Consider the following 15,817-nt stretch of genomic DNA (forward strand, 5'->3'; position numbering starts at 1 on the left):
TTGCCAGCTAGAATATTGAAGTACACATTTGATAATGGATATGAGGATATTATCCAGTATGCATTCCCTGAGAAGGAACAGATTAATATAGTTAATCCGATAGTTATTTGACAATAATGTTATAATATTTAGAAAAAATGTCATCATATAGCCAAGATTTCAGAGATATCGTAATAACTAAATATAAAGAAGGCCTAACAGACAAAGAGCTAAGTAATTTTTTTAATATAGATATCCGTACTACTAGATCTTGGATAAACTTATACGAGACAACTGGTGATTATAAATCTAAGCAAGGCTTGGGTTGCGGTAGAGTAGCAACCTTTACAGATAAGGAAGCGATAGAAAGCTACTTAAGAACATATCCAGATGCAATGGCTTTAGATATTAGAGAAGCATTAGCTCCTGAAATACCTAGAAGCACATTTTATGATTGTCTTACCAGACTTGGTTTTAGTTTTAAAAAAAGACACCTAAATATAAGCAAAGAAAAGAACAAGATAGGCAAAGTTTTATAGAGGTTGTTGAGACTATTGAACCTAACAAACTTGTATATTTAGATGAAATGGGTATGGATAATAAACAGTCTGTACTAAGAGGATGGTCTCTTGTTGGTAAACCTAGCTATGGTGAAGTTATTGCTTATCAAACTCAGAGAAAAAGTATAGTTGCTGGTTATAACTATTTAGAAAAGAAGATTATAGCACCGCTAGAGTATACTGGATATACAGATACTCAAATTTTTAATCAGTGGTTTGAAGAGCATTTATGTCCTGAGTTAATTCCAAAGACTACTGTTGTTATGGATAATGCTAGTTTTCATAAATCTCCTAAATTGGCTAAAATAGCAGAGAAGTTTGATATACAGATACTATACCTTCCTGCTTATTCTCCTGATTTAAATCCTATAGAAAAAATTTGGGCCAATTTTAAAAGAATTTTAAGAAAAGTAAATAATTCTTTTGATAATTTATCTGATGCTATTACTCACGTCTTTAGCACAATATTATCAGATTAACTATATAGTTCTCCAATTTTAAATTTTTGTTTAAAGGAATCAAATAGGTGCTTGACTCCTTTTACAGACAATAGAACAAAAGTCGGGTATATGAAATATAATTGTTTCCAGCCATTATATAATATCGATGATAAAGTTATAACAGCTATAATCAGTGCAAGTAGTAGAGAAAATGAATTAAATCATGCATCTCATTTTTATTTGACCAGAGTGAGAATCTATTTTTTGTAAGCTGTATAGTAGTTTTTATAGCTCCAATGATCATAAATAGAGAATAAGTGATAGGAGTTGTTATTGAAATTCATACTATTGGGTAATATCATGGTATTGACTGATTGTACCAATATATTTTGCCATCAAAAAATAAGTAGCCATGTCATCTACTAAAGTGGTCCATGTCATTATAAACTAATAATTGACTATAATAGGCTATAGGAGAGAAAACATTAAAAAGGTCATTAGATGTCTTTAACTGATATTTTTTTGAAATCTAGCAATATATCATCGATCAAAGATGTAATTATTGATTTGGGTTGATGATCTATAGAAGAAGTAGATGTAAAATAGAAAAATAAATTTAAAGATATTACCAACCAGTAACTTCTTTTAGTTTAGAGCCTAGTTCAGCGGGTGATCTAGTGTAAGCAATACCTGCAGCTTCAAAAGCAGCAAATTTTTCTTCAGCAGAACCTGTACCACCAGAGATGATGGCTCCAGCATGACCCATACGCTTACCAGCAGGAGCTGTAACACCTGCTATATAACCGATTACAGGTTTAGTAACATTTTCTTTTATATACTCAGCAGCCTCTTCTTCAGCAGTACCACCAATTTCACCAATTAGGATAATTGCTTCTGTTTGAGGATCATTTTCAAGAAGCTTTAATGCTTCTATTTGGTTCATGCCGGGGATAGGGTCACCACCTATACCAATACAAGTGGACTGGCCAAAACCTAGTTTAGTAGTTTGTGCAACTGCTTCATAAGTTAAGGTTCCAGATCTTGAGATGATACCAACTTTACCAGGCTGATGAATATGGCCAGGCATAATACCGATTTTGCATTCACCTGGAGTGATAACTCCTGGACAGTTTGGTCCAACGACTTGCACATCTTTTCCGTTTAAGTATTCTTTAACTACTAGCATATCTAGAGTGGGAACACCTTCTGTGATGATGACTACAAGCTTTACACCAGAATCAACTGCTTCGATAACAGAATCTTTTACAAATGGAGCAGGTACATAAATTACAGATGCATCAGCACCAGTAGCAGCAACAGCTTCTTTCATTGTGTTAAAAACAGGTCTATCTAAGTGAGTTTGTCCGCCTTTACCAGGAGTTACACCACCTACAATTTGTGTACCATAAGCAATCGCTTGCTCAGAGTGAAAAGTACCGTTTTTACCAGTAAAACCTTGTACTAAAACTTTTGTGTTTTTATTAACTAATACGCTCATTATTTAATATCCTTTTTAACTGTCTTTATTTAAATTACTTTAGAGATTTTACAACTTTATCAGCAGCATCAGCTAAACCTTCTGCAGGAATAAGCTTTAAGCCAGATTCTGATAAGATTTTAGAACCTAATTCAGCATTGTTACCCTCTAGGCGAACAACAACTGGTACAGTTACATTTACTTCTTTAACAGCGTCAATAATAGCTTCTGCAATCATGTCACATCTTACAATACCGCCGAAGATATTGATCAATACAGCTTTTACATTCTCATCATCTAAGATTAGTTTAAATGCTTCGATAACTCTTTCTTTAGTCGCACCACCACCTACATCTAGGAAGTTGGCAGGCTTGCCTCCGTATAGTTGGATAATATCCATAGTTGCCATTGCAAGACCAGCGCCGTTTACCATACAACCGATATTACCTTCAAGAGCAACATAGTTTAGCTCATGCTCAGATGCTTTAAGCTCTTTAGCATTTTCTTGAGACTTATCTCTTAGAGCTAAAAGTTTAGGATGTCTGTATAGAGCGTTTGAATCAAGGTTGATTTTACCATCAACACATACGATCTCACCATTTTCTCTTACAGCAAGAGGGTTGATTTCAAAAAGTGCAAAATCACATTCAACAAATGCTTTGTAAGCACCTAACATAGTTTTAGTGAAATCATTAATTTGCTTACCTTCTAAACCTAGTTGAAAAGCAACATTACGAGCTTGGAATGGTTGTAGACCAACTAGAGGATCTATCTCTACTTTTAGGATTTTTTCAGGCGTGTTATGAGCAACTTCCTCAATATCTACACCACCTTCAGATGAAACCATAAATGTAACTTTACGGCTTGATCTATCAACAACAGCACCTAAGTATAATTCACGAGAAACAGGGTATACGTCTTCAAATATACCAACAGAGTTAACAGGTTGACCTTCAGCATCAGTCTGAAATGTAACTAGATTTGTGCCAATAAGTTTTTCAGCTACTTCACGAGCTTCTTGTGAAGATTTAACAACTTTTACACCACCTGCTTTACCACGACCACCAGCATGTACTTGAGCTTTAACTACCGCAAATTTACCACCAATTTGATCAAATGCTTGAGCAGCTTCATTTGGGTTATGAGCTACAATACCTTTTTGAACTTTTAGACCATAACTTTCTAAAAGATCCTTAGCTTGATATTCATGTAAGTTCATTGATTTTTTCCTTATTTAATCGTTTGACGAAATTTTTAAAAATAATTAGGTATGATAATAGCGTATTTGAAGCCGCTTTTCTAATAAAAAATGATGCGATTTGTTTGAAGGTTGGAGATATAGTTAATCCGATAGTTATTTGACAATAATGTTATAATATTTAGAAAAAATGTCATCATATAGCCAAGATTTCAGAGATATCGTAATAACTAAATATAAAGAAGGCCTAACAGACAAAGAGCTAAGTAATTTTTTTAATATAGATATCCGTACTACTAGATCTTGGATAAACTTATACGAGACAACTGGTGATTATAAATCTAAGCAAGGCTTGGGTTGCGGTAGAGTAGCAACCTTTACAGATAAGGAAGCGATAGAAAGCTACTTAAGAACATATCCAGATGCAATGGCTTTAGATATTAGAGAAGCATTAGCTCCTGAAATACCTAGAAGCACATTTTATGATTGTCTTACCAGACTTGGTTTTAGTTTTAAAAAAAGACACCTAAATATAAGCAAAGAAAAGAACAAGATAGGCAAAGTTTTATAGAGGTTGTTGAGACTATTGAACCTAACAAACTTGTATATTTAGATGAAATGGGTATGGATAATAAACAGTCTGTACTAAGAGGATGGTCTCTTGTTGGTAAACCTAGCTATGGTGAAGTTATTGCTTATCAAACTCAGAGAAAAAGTATAGTTGCTGGTTATAACTATTTAGAAAAGAAGATTATAGCACCGCTAGAGTATACTGGATATACAGATACTCAAATTTTTAATCAGTGGTTTGAAGAGCATTTATGTCCTGAGTTAATTCCAAAGACTACTGTTGTTATGGATAATGCTAGTTTTCATAAGTCTCCTAAATTGGCTAAAATAGCAGAGAAGTTTGATATACAGATACTATACCTTCCTGCTTATTCTCCTGATTTAAATCCTATAGAAAAAATTTGGACCAATTTTAAAAGAATTTTAAGAAAAGTAAATAATTCTTTTGATAATTTATCTGATGCTATTACTCACGTCTTTAGCACAATATTATCAGATTAACTATATTTTAGCGGCACTTTTATTCGGAAGCTTTGAGTATGTTATTTTATCAATATATATCTATTTAAAAAAAATAAATGTTACTTGAGGGATTATTCTTAGTGAAATTAGTAATTTAAGTGGTAGAATTTTTTTATTATATTGAGTATATTGATCGTAAATTACGTTTTAAATATTTCGTTACAAAAAAAGGGAGCTTCTAGTGAAAAAAATATACAATAAGTTAATGGCTATTATTTTTAGTCCATCAACACCAATACAACTTTTGTTAGTGACAATTTTTGGTTTTGTCTTTGGTTTTGTTCCAGGGTTTGTTTATTCTCCATTATTATTTCTCTTAGTGTTGCTATTGGTTTTAATATTGCGTGTGAATATTGGTTTTTTTGTGATTATAAGCATTTTTGCAAAACTTATATCCTACCCGTTGGAAGGTATTAATTTTACGATAGGACGTTGGCTACTTGATGGGTTTACACAACCAATCTTTAAAGCTGCTGTTAATACACCGGTGTTGGCGTATGCGGGTTTTGAATATTATCTTGTGACAGGGGCTGTAGCTGTAGCTTTAATTTTAGGCATAATTGTTGGGATTGTTATCGGCAGGCTTTATAAAAATTTTGTTACTAAAATGGTAGGAATTCAAGAAGGTAGCGAGTTTTATCAAAAATTTACAAGTAAGCTCTCAGTAAAAATTGCATCAAAAGTAATTTTTGGTAAAAATATTTCTAAAGTTGATTGGAAACAGATTCAAGCAAGAAGGTTTCTACAACCTTTTAGAATATGGGGGGTGGTTCTAGTTATATTAATTGCTATGGGAGTTTCATTTGTACCACAACTATTAGAAATAAGCTTAATTTCTAATATAATTAAACAACAGTTAACTAAGGCTAATGGTGCAACAGTTGACTATAAATCTTTGCATCTTAGTTTATCGGATGCAAGGCTCCAGATTAACGGTTTAGGAGCGACTGATCCTAATAATCTTAATAAAGATAGATTTTATGCTAAGTCGATAAGCGCTAGTATTAATGTTTCAAATTTATTAACTAAGCAAATAGCTCTTAAAGATGTTATTGTAGATGGTGTAGTTCTTGATAAGCAAAGACAGACTCCTGGTAAACTTTATATAAATAAGTTGGCCGATCAATCAAGCCAACAGCAGCAAATTACTAACCAACAAGTTATTGATACGATTAAAGATTATGGAAAGAATATTCAGCAAATTGACTTAAATAAAATAACCGAAAATACTAAAGAAGCTGCAAATATTGCTAAAGGTATAAAGCAGGGTGCTGAGTTTTTAGCTAGGTTTAGATCTTCAAGCACAGAATCAGCTCCAAAAGCAAAAAATGAATTACAGACTCCAACTCTAACTCAACAAGCTCAAGTTTATGGCTATGCAGAAGTTAAAAATGAGAACTTACGTGATAAAGCTCCAAGTTTTGCAATCCAGAATATAGATATTAAAAACTATGAAGATGCAGGAACTGTGTATGCAGCACAGATAACTAATCTATCTACTAACCCAGCATTACTAGCCAAACCAACAACGGTAGATATTAAATCAATAAATAATAGTGATCTTAGTGTTAATGTGGTTGTTTCAAATCAGGCGAATATTGATAATACTATAAAATTCACTGTGCAAAATATTGCAGGGAATGCAATAAAAGGCTTAAATATACAAGGAGTTGGTCTTGATGCTAAAAATTTAAATATCACAGGTCAAGGAAAATGGTATTTCAGTGGGGTTAATAATGTTAACTTTAATATTCCTTTGAAGCTTAAATTACAAAATGTAGGAGTTAATTTTAACAACTTTAAACAAAATATTCCTAGCCTTACTTTAAATGCAGTTATCTCTGGAAATCTTAAAAACATTGGGTTTGGTATAGATATATCATCATTAAAAGATATTTTAAATTCAGATACAGTAAAAAACACAGCTAGTCAAATAGCAAAACAAGCAGGATTGGATAAGAAAGCCCAGCAATTACTTGAAAATACTAAGATAAATGGTAAATCTATTAAAGATTTAAATACTAAAGATTTAAAGAAAATAAATAAACAAGATGTGCAGAATTTAGCCTCTAGTTTTGGTATTAAAATTCAATAGTGCTTAAATTTAAAAACTAGTAAAGATTTTTAAAGCGTTTAAAAAAGTATCTACATTCGCACCTTTTTTTGTGGCATTCTCACTTAAGTATCTTCTATAAACTTTAGCATTTGGTAAGCCATTAAAAAGGTTTAATGTATGTTTTGTAATGTTGTTGAGTTTAATGTTAGGATCTTTTTGCATTTGCTCTTTGATATAGTCCGCTATTTTATAGGCTACACTTAGAGGGGTGATTTCTTTGTTTTCTTGATTATAAAACTCATAATCAAAACTTTTGCATAACATTGGATTGTGGTAAGCTTCTCTTCCGATCATTACGCTATCAAGGTGGCTTAAATGTTTATGGGCTTGCTCAACGGTTGTTATACCACCATTTATACCTATTTCAAGACTGGGGAAATCTTTTTTTATATTATAGACAGTATCATATTTAAGTTCAGGGATAGTACGATTCTCTTTGGGTGATAAGCCGCTTAGCCAGCCTTTACGAGCATGAATGCACAGGTAGTCAGCACCGCTTCTTTGTTGTTTATCAACAAAATTATAAAGTTCTTCGTAGCTGTCATTATTATCATAGCCAATTCGGCATTTTACTGAAATTGGGATGTTAAGATTATCTTTCATAGCTTTGATGCAATCGGCTACTAAATTAGGCTCTGACATTAGGGATAGACCAAAATTTCCTTTCTTTACTCTTTCACTAGGACAGCCTACATTTATATTTATTTCATCATAACCTAATTTCTCAGCTAACAGGCCACATTTTATAAAGTCTTTTGGTACAGATCCTCCTAGTTGTAGAGTCACAGGGTTTTCTTCATGGTTATATTTAAGTAAGAAATCTTTGTTACCATGTATGATCGCATTTAAGGTTATCATTTCAGTATATAACATAGTTTCTTTTGTGATAAGTCTCATCATGTAACGATAGTGTCTGTCAGTCCAGTCGAGCATAGGAGCTATGCATATTTTTCTATTAGATATTTTCATTTTGAAGTCTTTAGAGGTTGAGAGTTAATATTTATAATGGGTCATCATCATAACTTAAACGATGAATGATTTTATCAATTTGTGTACGATATTTCTCTGTATCTTTTGAATATCTGGCATATTTAGGATTAGATCTATCATATAGCCAGTTAGCTAAATCCCAATTGTAGGTGGTATTAAAGCAAAGCTTACCATATTCAGTTAAGTTGAACGCAGCTTGGGTTTGTAAACAACCAGACATAAATACATCAGCATAGGTTTGTAAAATGGGAAAATCTTTTGTAGGGAATTCAGCATCTTTAAAGTCTTTAACATACATCCAGTAATCACCTTTTGGCAAACTTTTAATACCTAAGGGTACAATATCTTTTTGTGGTATCTGTACTCGGCAATATGATGCTTCTCTTAGATCTGTTGCTGCTATATCTTTAGTCGAAGCTTTATAGTAGATAGCATTCATGGCATAGCCTTTATTAGGTACCGCTAATAAGAATGTGGCATGTGATTTCTCTCCTCGAGAAGCCCAGAGTCTTTCAAAGCCACTGACTAAAACAGGAGCGGCATAAGTGGCTTCTGGGACGGTGATTTGTCTGGATTGTTTATTCATTAAACTACCGTAGCCTACAACATAGTTTTTTACTTTTGAGCTAACACTTGGTCTGCAATTCTTACTATCTTCAGGCGTTTGAGATAATTTACTTTCAGCAAGTATTTTAAGTTCGCTTTTATGTATAGATGAGGCTTTATTAAAACCAGATTTTTTGCCGATTAGAAAGCTTAGGCCAATGATAACTATAATTATTAATATGATCAGTATATTTTTCTTTTTCAAAATATAATATAGCCTTATCTCTTAATCTATATATATTTAATATTAACACTTTTATAAAAAATATAAAGTCAGTAAGTTTATAAGGTGCTTATCTCGATTAATATAAAAAATATTTGTGGTATAATATTACCTATTGAACGTTTGTTTGTAATAATAAAAATTGGAGCTTGTTAATGTCTGAAAATAAAGCCTATGACTCATCGAGTATTAAGGTACTAAAAGGCCTAGACGCTGTAAGAAAAAGACCAGGAATGTATATCGGTGATACTGATGATGGGAGTGGTCTTCACCATATGGTATTCGAAGTTGTGGATAATGCTATTGATGAAGCGTTAGCAGGCCATTGTGATGATATTAAAGTAATTATAAATAAAGATGGTTCGGTTTCAGTTTCAGATAATGGTCGTGGTATACCTACCGATATCCATGAGGAAGAAGGACGTTCTGCAGCTGAAGTTATTTTAACAGTATTGCATGCTGGCGGTAAATTTGATGATAATTCCTATAAAGTTTCAGGTGGTTTACATGGTGTAGGTGTATCTGTTGTAAATGCTTTATCAGAATTGTTAAAGCTTACGGTTTATAGAAATGGTATTGAACATTATCAAGAGTATGTTGATGGTGTGCCTCAGGAGCCTTTAAAAGAAGTAGGATTAACTAATAAAAGTGGTACAGTTATTACTTTTAAACCAAGTTTAAAGACATTCTCTTTTGTCGATTTTGATTATGATATTTTAATGAAAAGAATTCGTGAGTTATCATTTTTAAATTCGGGAGTTAAAATTGAACTTATTGATAAAATCAATAATAGGTCAGAAATTTTTAAATATGATGGCGGTATCAAGGCATTTGTTCAGTATTTGAATAATAGTAAAAAACCTATTCATGATAATGTGATTGCTGTAAGTGGAGTTAAGGATGATATCCAGGTAGAGCTTGCATTACAATGGAATGATTCATATAAAGAGTCAATTTTTTGTTTTACTAATAATATCCCTCAGCGTGATGGAGGTACCCATTTATCAGGCCTTAAAGCTGCTGTTACTAGAACAATGAATAGCTATATTGAGTCAGAAGGATTAAACAAAAAACTTAAAGTTTCTTTGACTGGTGAGGATACTCGTGAGGGTTTGGCCGCAGTATTATCTGTTAAAGTTCCTGATCCAAAATTCTCATCTCAGACTAAGGATAAGCTAGTTTCATCTGATGTTAAGTCGGCTGTAGAGAGTTTAGTTAATGAAAAACTGCAGGAGTTCTTACTTGAGAACCCTAAAGAATCAAAGGTTGTATGTGAGAAGATATTAGATTCAGCGAAAGCTCGTGAAGCTGCGCGTAAAGCTCGTGATATGACTCGTCGTAAAGGTGCTTTAGACATTGCTGGCCTTCCTGGTAAACTAGCAGATTGCCAAGAAAAAGATCCTTCTATGTCTGAGATATATCTTGTAGAGGGAGACTCAGCAGGTGGGTCAGCAAAACAAGCTCGCGACCGTAAAACTCAAGCTATACTTCCTCTTAAGGGTAAAATTTTGAATGTAGAGAAGGCAAGGTTTGATAAAATGCTTGGTTCTCAAGAAGTCGCAACTCTTATAAAAGCTTTGGGCTGTGGTATTGGTGCAGAAGATTATAATCCAGATAAGACTAGATACCACAAGATTATTTTGATGACCGATGCCGATGTTGATGGATCTCATATTAGAACTTTGCTTTTGACATTTTTCTATAGGCAGATGCCAGAGTTAGTTGAAAGGGGTTATCTATATATTGCTCAACCACCTTTATTTAAGGTTAAAAAAGGTAAGCAAGAAACATACTTGAAGGATGAGGATGCTTTAGCAGAATATCTTGGAAATATTGGTTTAGAAGGAGCAAATATTTATTTAAAGGATGGTAATGCTATTTCAGGTCAGATTTTGGCAAACTATTATGAGCTTTATCAAAAATCAGAAAAAGTGATTAAAAAATATGCTAAGACATATCCAGAGAAACTTCTTAGGGTTATGGCGTATAGTACAAAATACGTTGATGAAAATTTTGACATTGCTCAATGGTGGAATAAAATAGTTGATAAATGTAATGAAAAAGCACTTTCATATGAAAGATTTAAACTTATAGAGTCTACTCATGTCGATGAGGGAGGAGAAGAAACAACCTCTTATGGGGTTAATCATTACATTAATGGCTATGATACTGATTATATTGTCAAAAATAGCTTCTTTACAACCAAAGATTATGAAGATCTTGTTACTTATGGTGATGTTTTGTCTGATATGTCATTTAATGGAGCATATGCTGAAAGGGGGTCTAAGAAAGAGTATATTGATAATTTTGAGGCTGGGATTGACTGGTTACTTAAGGAAGCTAGAAGGGGTAATGATATCCAGCGCTATAAGGGTCTAGGTGAGATGAACCCAGGTCAGCTTTGGGAAACTACTATGGATCCTGATAACAGGGTTTTACTCCAAGTTTCTGTTAAGGATGCGGTTGTCGCTGATGCATTATTTACAACATTGATGGGCGATGAAGTTGAACCACGTAGAAACTTTATTGAATCAAATGCTCTTAATGTTATTAATTTAGATGTTTAAATAATTTTAATTTCTCAAAATATTCATTTTATTAAATGATTTTAATAGAATTTAGTTTATCTACAGCAAATAAAAATCATATAATCCTACCTATTGCTATCTGAAAAATGACAAAGTAGAAGGAGAACTAATCTTATGTCAAATATTGATTTAAAAACAGGTTTAGCAGAGATGCTGAAAGGTGGCGTTATAATGGATGTCGTTAATGCTGATCAAGCTAAAATAGCTCAAGAAGCAGGAGCTGTTGCTGTGATGGCTTTAGAGAGAGTTCCTGCAGATATCAGAAAAGATGGCGGTATAGCTAGGATGTCTGACCCTAAGCTTATTGAAGAGATTATAAAAAGTGTAACTATTCCTGTGATGGCTAAGGTAAGAATTGGACACTTTGTGGAAGCTCAGATTTTAGAATCTTTAGGTGTTGATTTTATTGATGAGAGTGAAGTTTTAACTCCTGCAGATGAAGCTAACCATATTGATAAGCATGATTTTAAAGTACCTTTTGTCTGTGGTTGTACCAATCTTGGTGAAGCATTAAGAAGGATAGGTGAGGGTGCTGCTTTGATTCGTACTAAGGGTGAGGCTGGTACAGGAAATATTGTAGAAGCTGTTACTCAATTAAGGCAGGTAAATAAAGAAATACGTTATATTCATAATGCTGATAGGTCTGAACTTATGGCTATAGCAAAAAATTTACAAGCTCCATATGAATTGGTGAAATATGTGCATGAGCATGGAAGTTTACCAGTGCCTAATTTTTCAGCTGGCGGAGTTGCTACACCAGCTGATGCTGCATTGATGATGCAGTTGGGGGCAGAATCTGTATTTGTAGGATCAGGAATATTTAAATCAGAGGATCCTCTTAAAAGAGCTAAAGCTATAGTTAGTGCAGTAACATACTATAATGATCCTAAAGTTTTGGCCGAGGTTTCTTCTGATTTGGGCGCGCCAATGACAGGTATTAATTGTGATTTTGAAAAATATTCACAGCGAGGATGGTAGGTTGATAACACATAAGGTTGGAGTGCTTGCTATACAAGGGGGTTACTCAAAGCATTATGATATGCTTAAGCAACTAAATGTTGAAGCTATTTTGGTGAAAACTGTAAAAGAACTTGAGAGTGTTGATAGGTTGATCATACCTGGTGGAGAGAGCACAACACTTTTAAATTTGATACATAAGCATCATTTATGGACCGCTCTTAAAAGTTTTGTTAAGCAAAAGCCAGTATTTGGTACTTGTGCAGGTAGTATACTTCTTTCAAGGGGTGGTAAATATTTAAATGCTATAGCTTTAGAAGTTAAGCGTAATGCTTATGGTAGTCAGATTAATAGTTTTGTGAGAAAAATTGATTTTAATAATCAAAAAAATATTGAAGCTGTATTTATTCGTGCTCCAATAATTGTTGAAATAGATATGGATGTGGATATCTTAGCTAAGTGTGATGGCTTGCCCGTTCTTGCTAGGCAAAAGAATATCTTGGTGAGTACTTTTCATCCTGAGTTAACTTCTAATGAGGCTGTTCATAGGTATTTTTTGTCAATGTAAATATGGTTATTTTTGACATTTTTTGCAATAGAAAGTGTTTCTTTGAGCTATTACTAAGCTTTCTATTTGTGTATTACAGCTATAGCATTTTTCTTTAACTCTTCCGTATACATTAAGTTGTTGTGTAAAGTAGCCAGGTTTGTCTTCAGTATTTCTGTAATCCTTGAGAGTAGTGCCACCTTCTTTGATAGCTTTCGTTAGGATATTTTTTATTGAGCAAACTAGTTTTTTAGCTTCTCTATCAGTGATTGTATTTGAGGCTCTCATTGGTAGTATTTTGCTATCAAAAAGTGCTTCACTTGCATAAATATTACCAACACCCACAACAATGCTATTATCCATAATTGTTTGTTTGATTTTTCGAGAAGTGTTTTTGAGTTTGGGGAGTAGGTAGTCGCTATTAAAGTCATCTGTTAAAGGTTCTATTCCATGGTTTTTCAATACTTTATGTTCTAGTGGGGAAAAGTTTTTATTGATTAGCCAGTAGCCAAACTTTCGTGGATCGTTATATACTAAGCTGATGTTATCAGATAGATTTAAAATAATATGATCATGTTTAATTTTATTATAGTTTGTTGTTTCTTTGATTTTTATTACTCCAGACATTCCTAGATGTATTATTAGCTGAAGGTTTTCTTCTATAGTAATTATTAAATGTTTCCCTCGTCTTAGTATGCTATAGATTTTTTTACCTATCAAAGATATAAACTCATTTTTATCAATAGGATAGCGGAGTTTATCTGTATTGATTTCTATGTTAAGAATTCTTTTGTTAAGGATGTTTTTAGTTAGGCCTCTTTTTACTGTTTCTACTTCAGGAAGTTCGGGCATAAATTTAATATTGCTATAAAAATTAAAGTGACTATATGATAACATAATATGCTATACGTAAGTCCATTTGTGATTCGGGTGATATAAAAAAATGCATCTAAAAAAACTTAAATCTTCTATACATAAAAGGCTAAATCAGTCCTATATATATAATTGTAGTAAAAATATTAATTTTAATCAGTTTAAAAGTGGTTCAATAATTGTAGCAAATGATACTTCTACAGTTACAGTATTGGCCTTAAAAACATATCTAGGAGATGAGCATGTTACGGTTGTTGATGTTTTTGATGAAAGGGCGAAAGGCCTTGAAAAAAATATGTCTAGGGCTGGAATCAAATATATAGACCATATTAGTTTCTGGGATCATAAAGGTCTTGTTTTAGTAAATAAAAACTTTGTTTCTCAGGTAGAGCAAAATGAAAATAGATTCTTATTATTTGTTTGTGGACCAGAAATGCCCCGCTTTTCGCAGCGTAAAAATTTAGATAGACAGGTGTTTTTTGATGTTGCAGAGCTTAAAAGTTTAAGAGCATTGAATGAAGAGATGGAAGATCTTTCAGTGAAGGCATGGGAGGAATATTTATGTTTACTCAAACCTCCTGCTGAGATATGGTTTAGACAGATGCTTAATGCAAAGAAAAATACTGTTCTAACTGATACTACTGGTGTTGTTTTGGATGGCTATAAATTTGCTACTGGCGCAGTTTTAATATCCAAAAATCTTCAGAAGCTTACTCAAGGTGAAAGAAATGTTGGTATATGCTTGCCAACAAGTGGGGGTGGTTATTTAGCTATTTTAGCATTAATGATGAGTGCTAAAGGTATAGTTAACCTTAATTATACTTCTTCAGAAGATGCTTTAAGACATGCTATCAATAATGCTGGGATCAAGACAATCGTAACATCAAAAGCTTTTGTAGAAAAGTTAACCCATAAAGGTTTTTTTGTTGAAGAGGTTTTTTCAATGTGTAAGATTGTTTACTTGGAAGATATTAAAGCATGTATTGCTAAATCTGAGTCAATTAAAACATTTTTGGAAATCAAGGTTTTGCCAGCAAACTGGTTGGTTAAGAAGTATCTTAAACCGACCAAATTAGATGATTTGTCTTTTATTATTTTTAGTAGTGGTAGTGAAGGTGTGCCAAAAGGGATTGTCATAAAAAATAAGAATCTTTTAGCGAATGTGTATCAAAGTACAAACGTTATTGAATGTAAAGAAAATGATTCGGTATCAGGAATATTACCTATTTTCCATGCTTTTGGACTTACAATTTCTTTAGTATCACTTTTCCATGGAGGTTATATTGCATGTCATCCAGATCCGACTGATGCAAAAGGAGTAGCGAACCTGATAAGTAAAAATAAAACAACGATTCTTTGTGCAACCCCTACATTTTTGAGGATTTATACAAAAAATAAAGCTGTACAAAAAGAGGATTTATCTAGTTTGAGGCTTATTATTACTGGTGCTGAGAAACTTTCAAGAGAGGTTAGGAGCATGTTTGAAGAAAAGTTTGATAAAGTGATTAATGAGGGTTATGGGACTACAGAGCTGTCACCGGTGGCTGCGGTTAATAGACCTTCTAAATCACCTAATAAAATAGGTACAGTGGGACTTACTGTACCGGGTGGCCAATTTAGGATAATACATCCAGACTCTCATGAGGAACTACCTAATGGTGTTGAGGGGATGATTATTTACCGAGGGGTTAATAAAATGGATTACTACCTTAATGAGCCTAAGAAAACAAGAGATGTGATGATAGAAAAGTATGGGTATACTTGGTATATCACTGGAGATAAGGGTAAAGTTGATGGTGAAGGATATTTAACTGTAGTTGATAGATATTCTAGGTTTGCTAAGATAGCAGGTGAAATGGTAAGTTTAGGGCTTTTAGAGCAGAAGGTTTATGATGAACTGCGTAAAGAAAGCTATGATTCTCATAAAATTGATTTTGAAGTGTTGGCAGTTGCTACTCCAGATACAAAACGTGGAGAGATTATTAGCTTGTTATATACTTTAGAAGATTTAGATCCATGTGAGTTTAAAGAGATAGTTAGGCATTCTGGCATAGAAAATTTGTATAAACCTACAAATTATTTTAAGGTGATAGCGGTGCCTAAACTAGGTTCTGGAAAGACAGATTTTTCAAAAGCTAAAAAATTAACTAATGAGTTGGTTAAGGTATAAT

General features: G+C 33.1%; 12 protein-coding genes. 7 read left to right on the forward strand and 5 right to left on the reverse strand.

Features of this window, described 5'->3' with window-relative positions; translation table 11 throughout:
* Window positions 1–137: 137 nt before the first annotated feature.
* Window positions 138–1,018 (forward strand): IS630 family transposase gene (locus tag ACR0PV_RS02935; protein WP_488172194.1). Its coding sequence is split into 2 segments (ribosomal slippage): window positions 138–462 and window positions 462–1,018, totalling 882 coding nucleotides; the frame shifts between segments, so codons are not numbered across the junction.
* A gap of 586 nt (window positions 1,019–1,604) precedes the next feature.
* Here the strand turns inward: ACR0PV_RS02935 and sucD are convergent.
* Window positions 1,605–2,477, reverse strand: coding sequence for a succinate--CoA ligase subunit alpha (gene sucD / locus ACR0PV_RS02940; protein ID WP_488173513.1), 873 nt, complete (start codon window positions 2,475–2,477; stop codon window positions 1,605–1,607).
* A 34-nt stretch (window positions 2,478–2,511) separates the two neighbouring features.
* Complete coding sequence (gene sucC, locus ACR0PV_RS02945) at window positions 2,512–3,675, reverse strand: ADP-forming succinate--CoA ligase subunit beta (RefSeq protein WP_488173514.1); 1,164 nt, start codon at window positions 3,673–3,675, stop codon at window positions 2,512–2,514.
* Between the two features lie 169 nt (window positions 3,676–3,844).
* Here sucC and ACR0PV_RS02950 point away from each other — a divergent pair.
* A protein-coding gene (locus ACR0PV_RS02950) for an IS630 family transposase (RefSeq protein WP_488173515.1) occupies window positions 3,845–4,725 on the forward strand; the annotation gives its coding sequence in 2 pieces (ribosomal slippage) (window positions 3,845–4,169 and window positions 4,169–4,725; 882 coding nt in all).
* Between the two features lie 202 nt (window positions 4,726–4,927).
* Window positions 4,928–6,841 carry a TIGR03546 family protein gene (locus tag ACR0PV_RS02955; RefSeq protein WP_488173516.1) on the forward strand — a complete coding sequence of 638 codons (1,914 nt, stop codon included), beginning with the start codon at window positions 4,928–4,930 and terminating at the stop codon, window positions 6,839–6,841.
* A gap of 9 nt (window positions 6,842–6,850) precedes the next feature.
* On the opposite strand, the gene dusA is transcribed toward ACR0PV_RS02955, so the two are convergent.
* Together dusA and chaC are read right to left on the reverse strand one after the other, a co-directional pair.
* Window positions 6,851–7,831, reverse strand: coding sequence for a tRNA dihydrouridine(20/20a) synthase DusA (dusA, locus tag ACR0PV_RS02960; RefSeq protein WP_488173517.1), 981 nt, complete (start codon window positions 7,829–7,831; stop codon window positions 6,851–6,853).
* Window positions 7,832–7,862: 31 nt separating this feature from the next.
* Window positions 7,863–8,663 carry a gamma-glutamylcyclotransferase ChaC gene (chaC, locus tag ACR0PV_RS02965; protein WP_488173518.1) on the reverse strand — a complete coding sequence of 267 codons (801 nt, stop codon included), beginning with the start codon at window positions 8,661–8,663 and terminating at the stop codon, window positions 7,863–7,865.
* A 173-nt stretch (window positions 8,664–8,836) separates the two neighbouring features.
* Between chaC and gyrB the strand changes: the two genes are divergently transcribed.
* The 3 genes from gyrB to pdxT all read left to right on the forward strand — a co-directional run bounded on the left by gyrB (window position 8,837) and on the right by pdxT (window position 12,794).
* On the forward strand, window positions 8,837–11,248 hold the full coding sequence (gyrB, locus tag ACR0PV_RS02970) for a DNA topoisomerase (ATP-hydrolyzing) subunit B (protein ID WP_488173519.1): 2,412 nt from the start codon (window positions 8,837–8,839) through the stop codon (window positions 11,246–11,248).
* 135 nt (window positions 11,249–11,383) lie between these two features.
* Window positions 11,384–12,247, forward strand: a complete 864-nt coding sequence (gene pdxS / locus ACR0PV_RS02975) for a pyridoxal 5'-phosphate synthase lyase subunit PdxS (protein ID WP_488173520.1) — start codon at window positions 11,384–11,386, stop codon at window positions 12,245–12,247.
* 4 nt (window positions 12,248–12,251) lie between these two features.
* Window positions 12,252–12,794 (forward strand): pyridoxal 5'-phosphate synthase glutaminase subunit PdxT, encoded by a 543-nt coding sequence (gene pdxT, locus ACR0PV_RS02980; RefSeq protein WP_488173944.1) that lies wholly within the window; start codon window positions 12,252–12,254, stop codon window positions 12,792–12,794.
* 6 nt (window positions 12,795–12,800) lie between these two features.
* Here the strand turns inward: pdxT and mutM are convergent, their stop codons facing one another.
* The gene (mutM, locus tag ACR0PV_RS02985) at window positions 12,801–13,625 is read right to left on the reverse strand and encodes a bifunctional DNA-formamidopyrimidine glycosylase/DNA-(apurinic or apyrimidinic site) lyase (RefSeq protein WP_488173945.1); all 825 of its coding nucleotides are present in this window, start codon (window positions 13,623–13,625) and stop codon (window positions 12,801–12,803) included.
* 91 nt (window positions 13,626–13,716) lie between these two features.
* Between mutM and migR the strand changes: the two genes are divergently transcribed.
* Window positions 13,717–15,816: an iglABCD operon regulator MigR gene (migR, locus tag ACR0PV_RS02990; RefSeq protein WP_488173521.1), complete on the forward strand. Its 2,100-nt coding sequence runs from the start codon at window positions 13,717–13,719 to the stop codon at window positions 15,814–15,816.
* Window position 15,817 lies beyond the last annotated feature (1 nt).

It is taken from the genome of Francisella sp. AG1 (assembly GCF_057683165.1).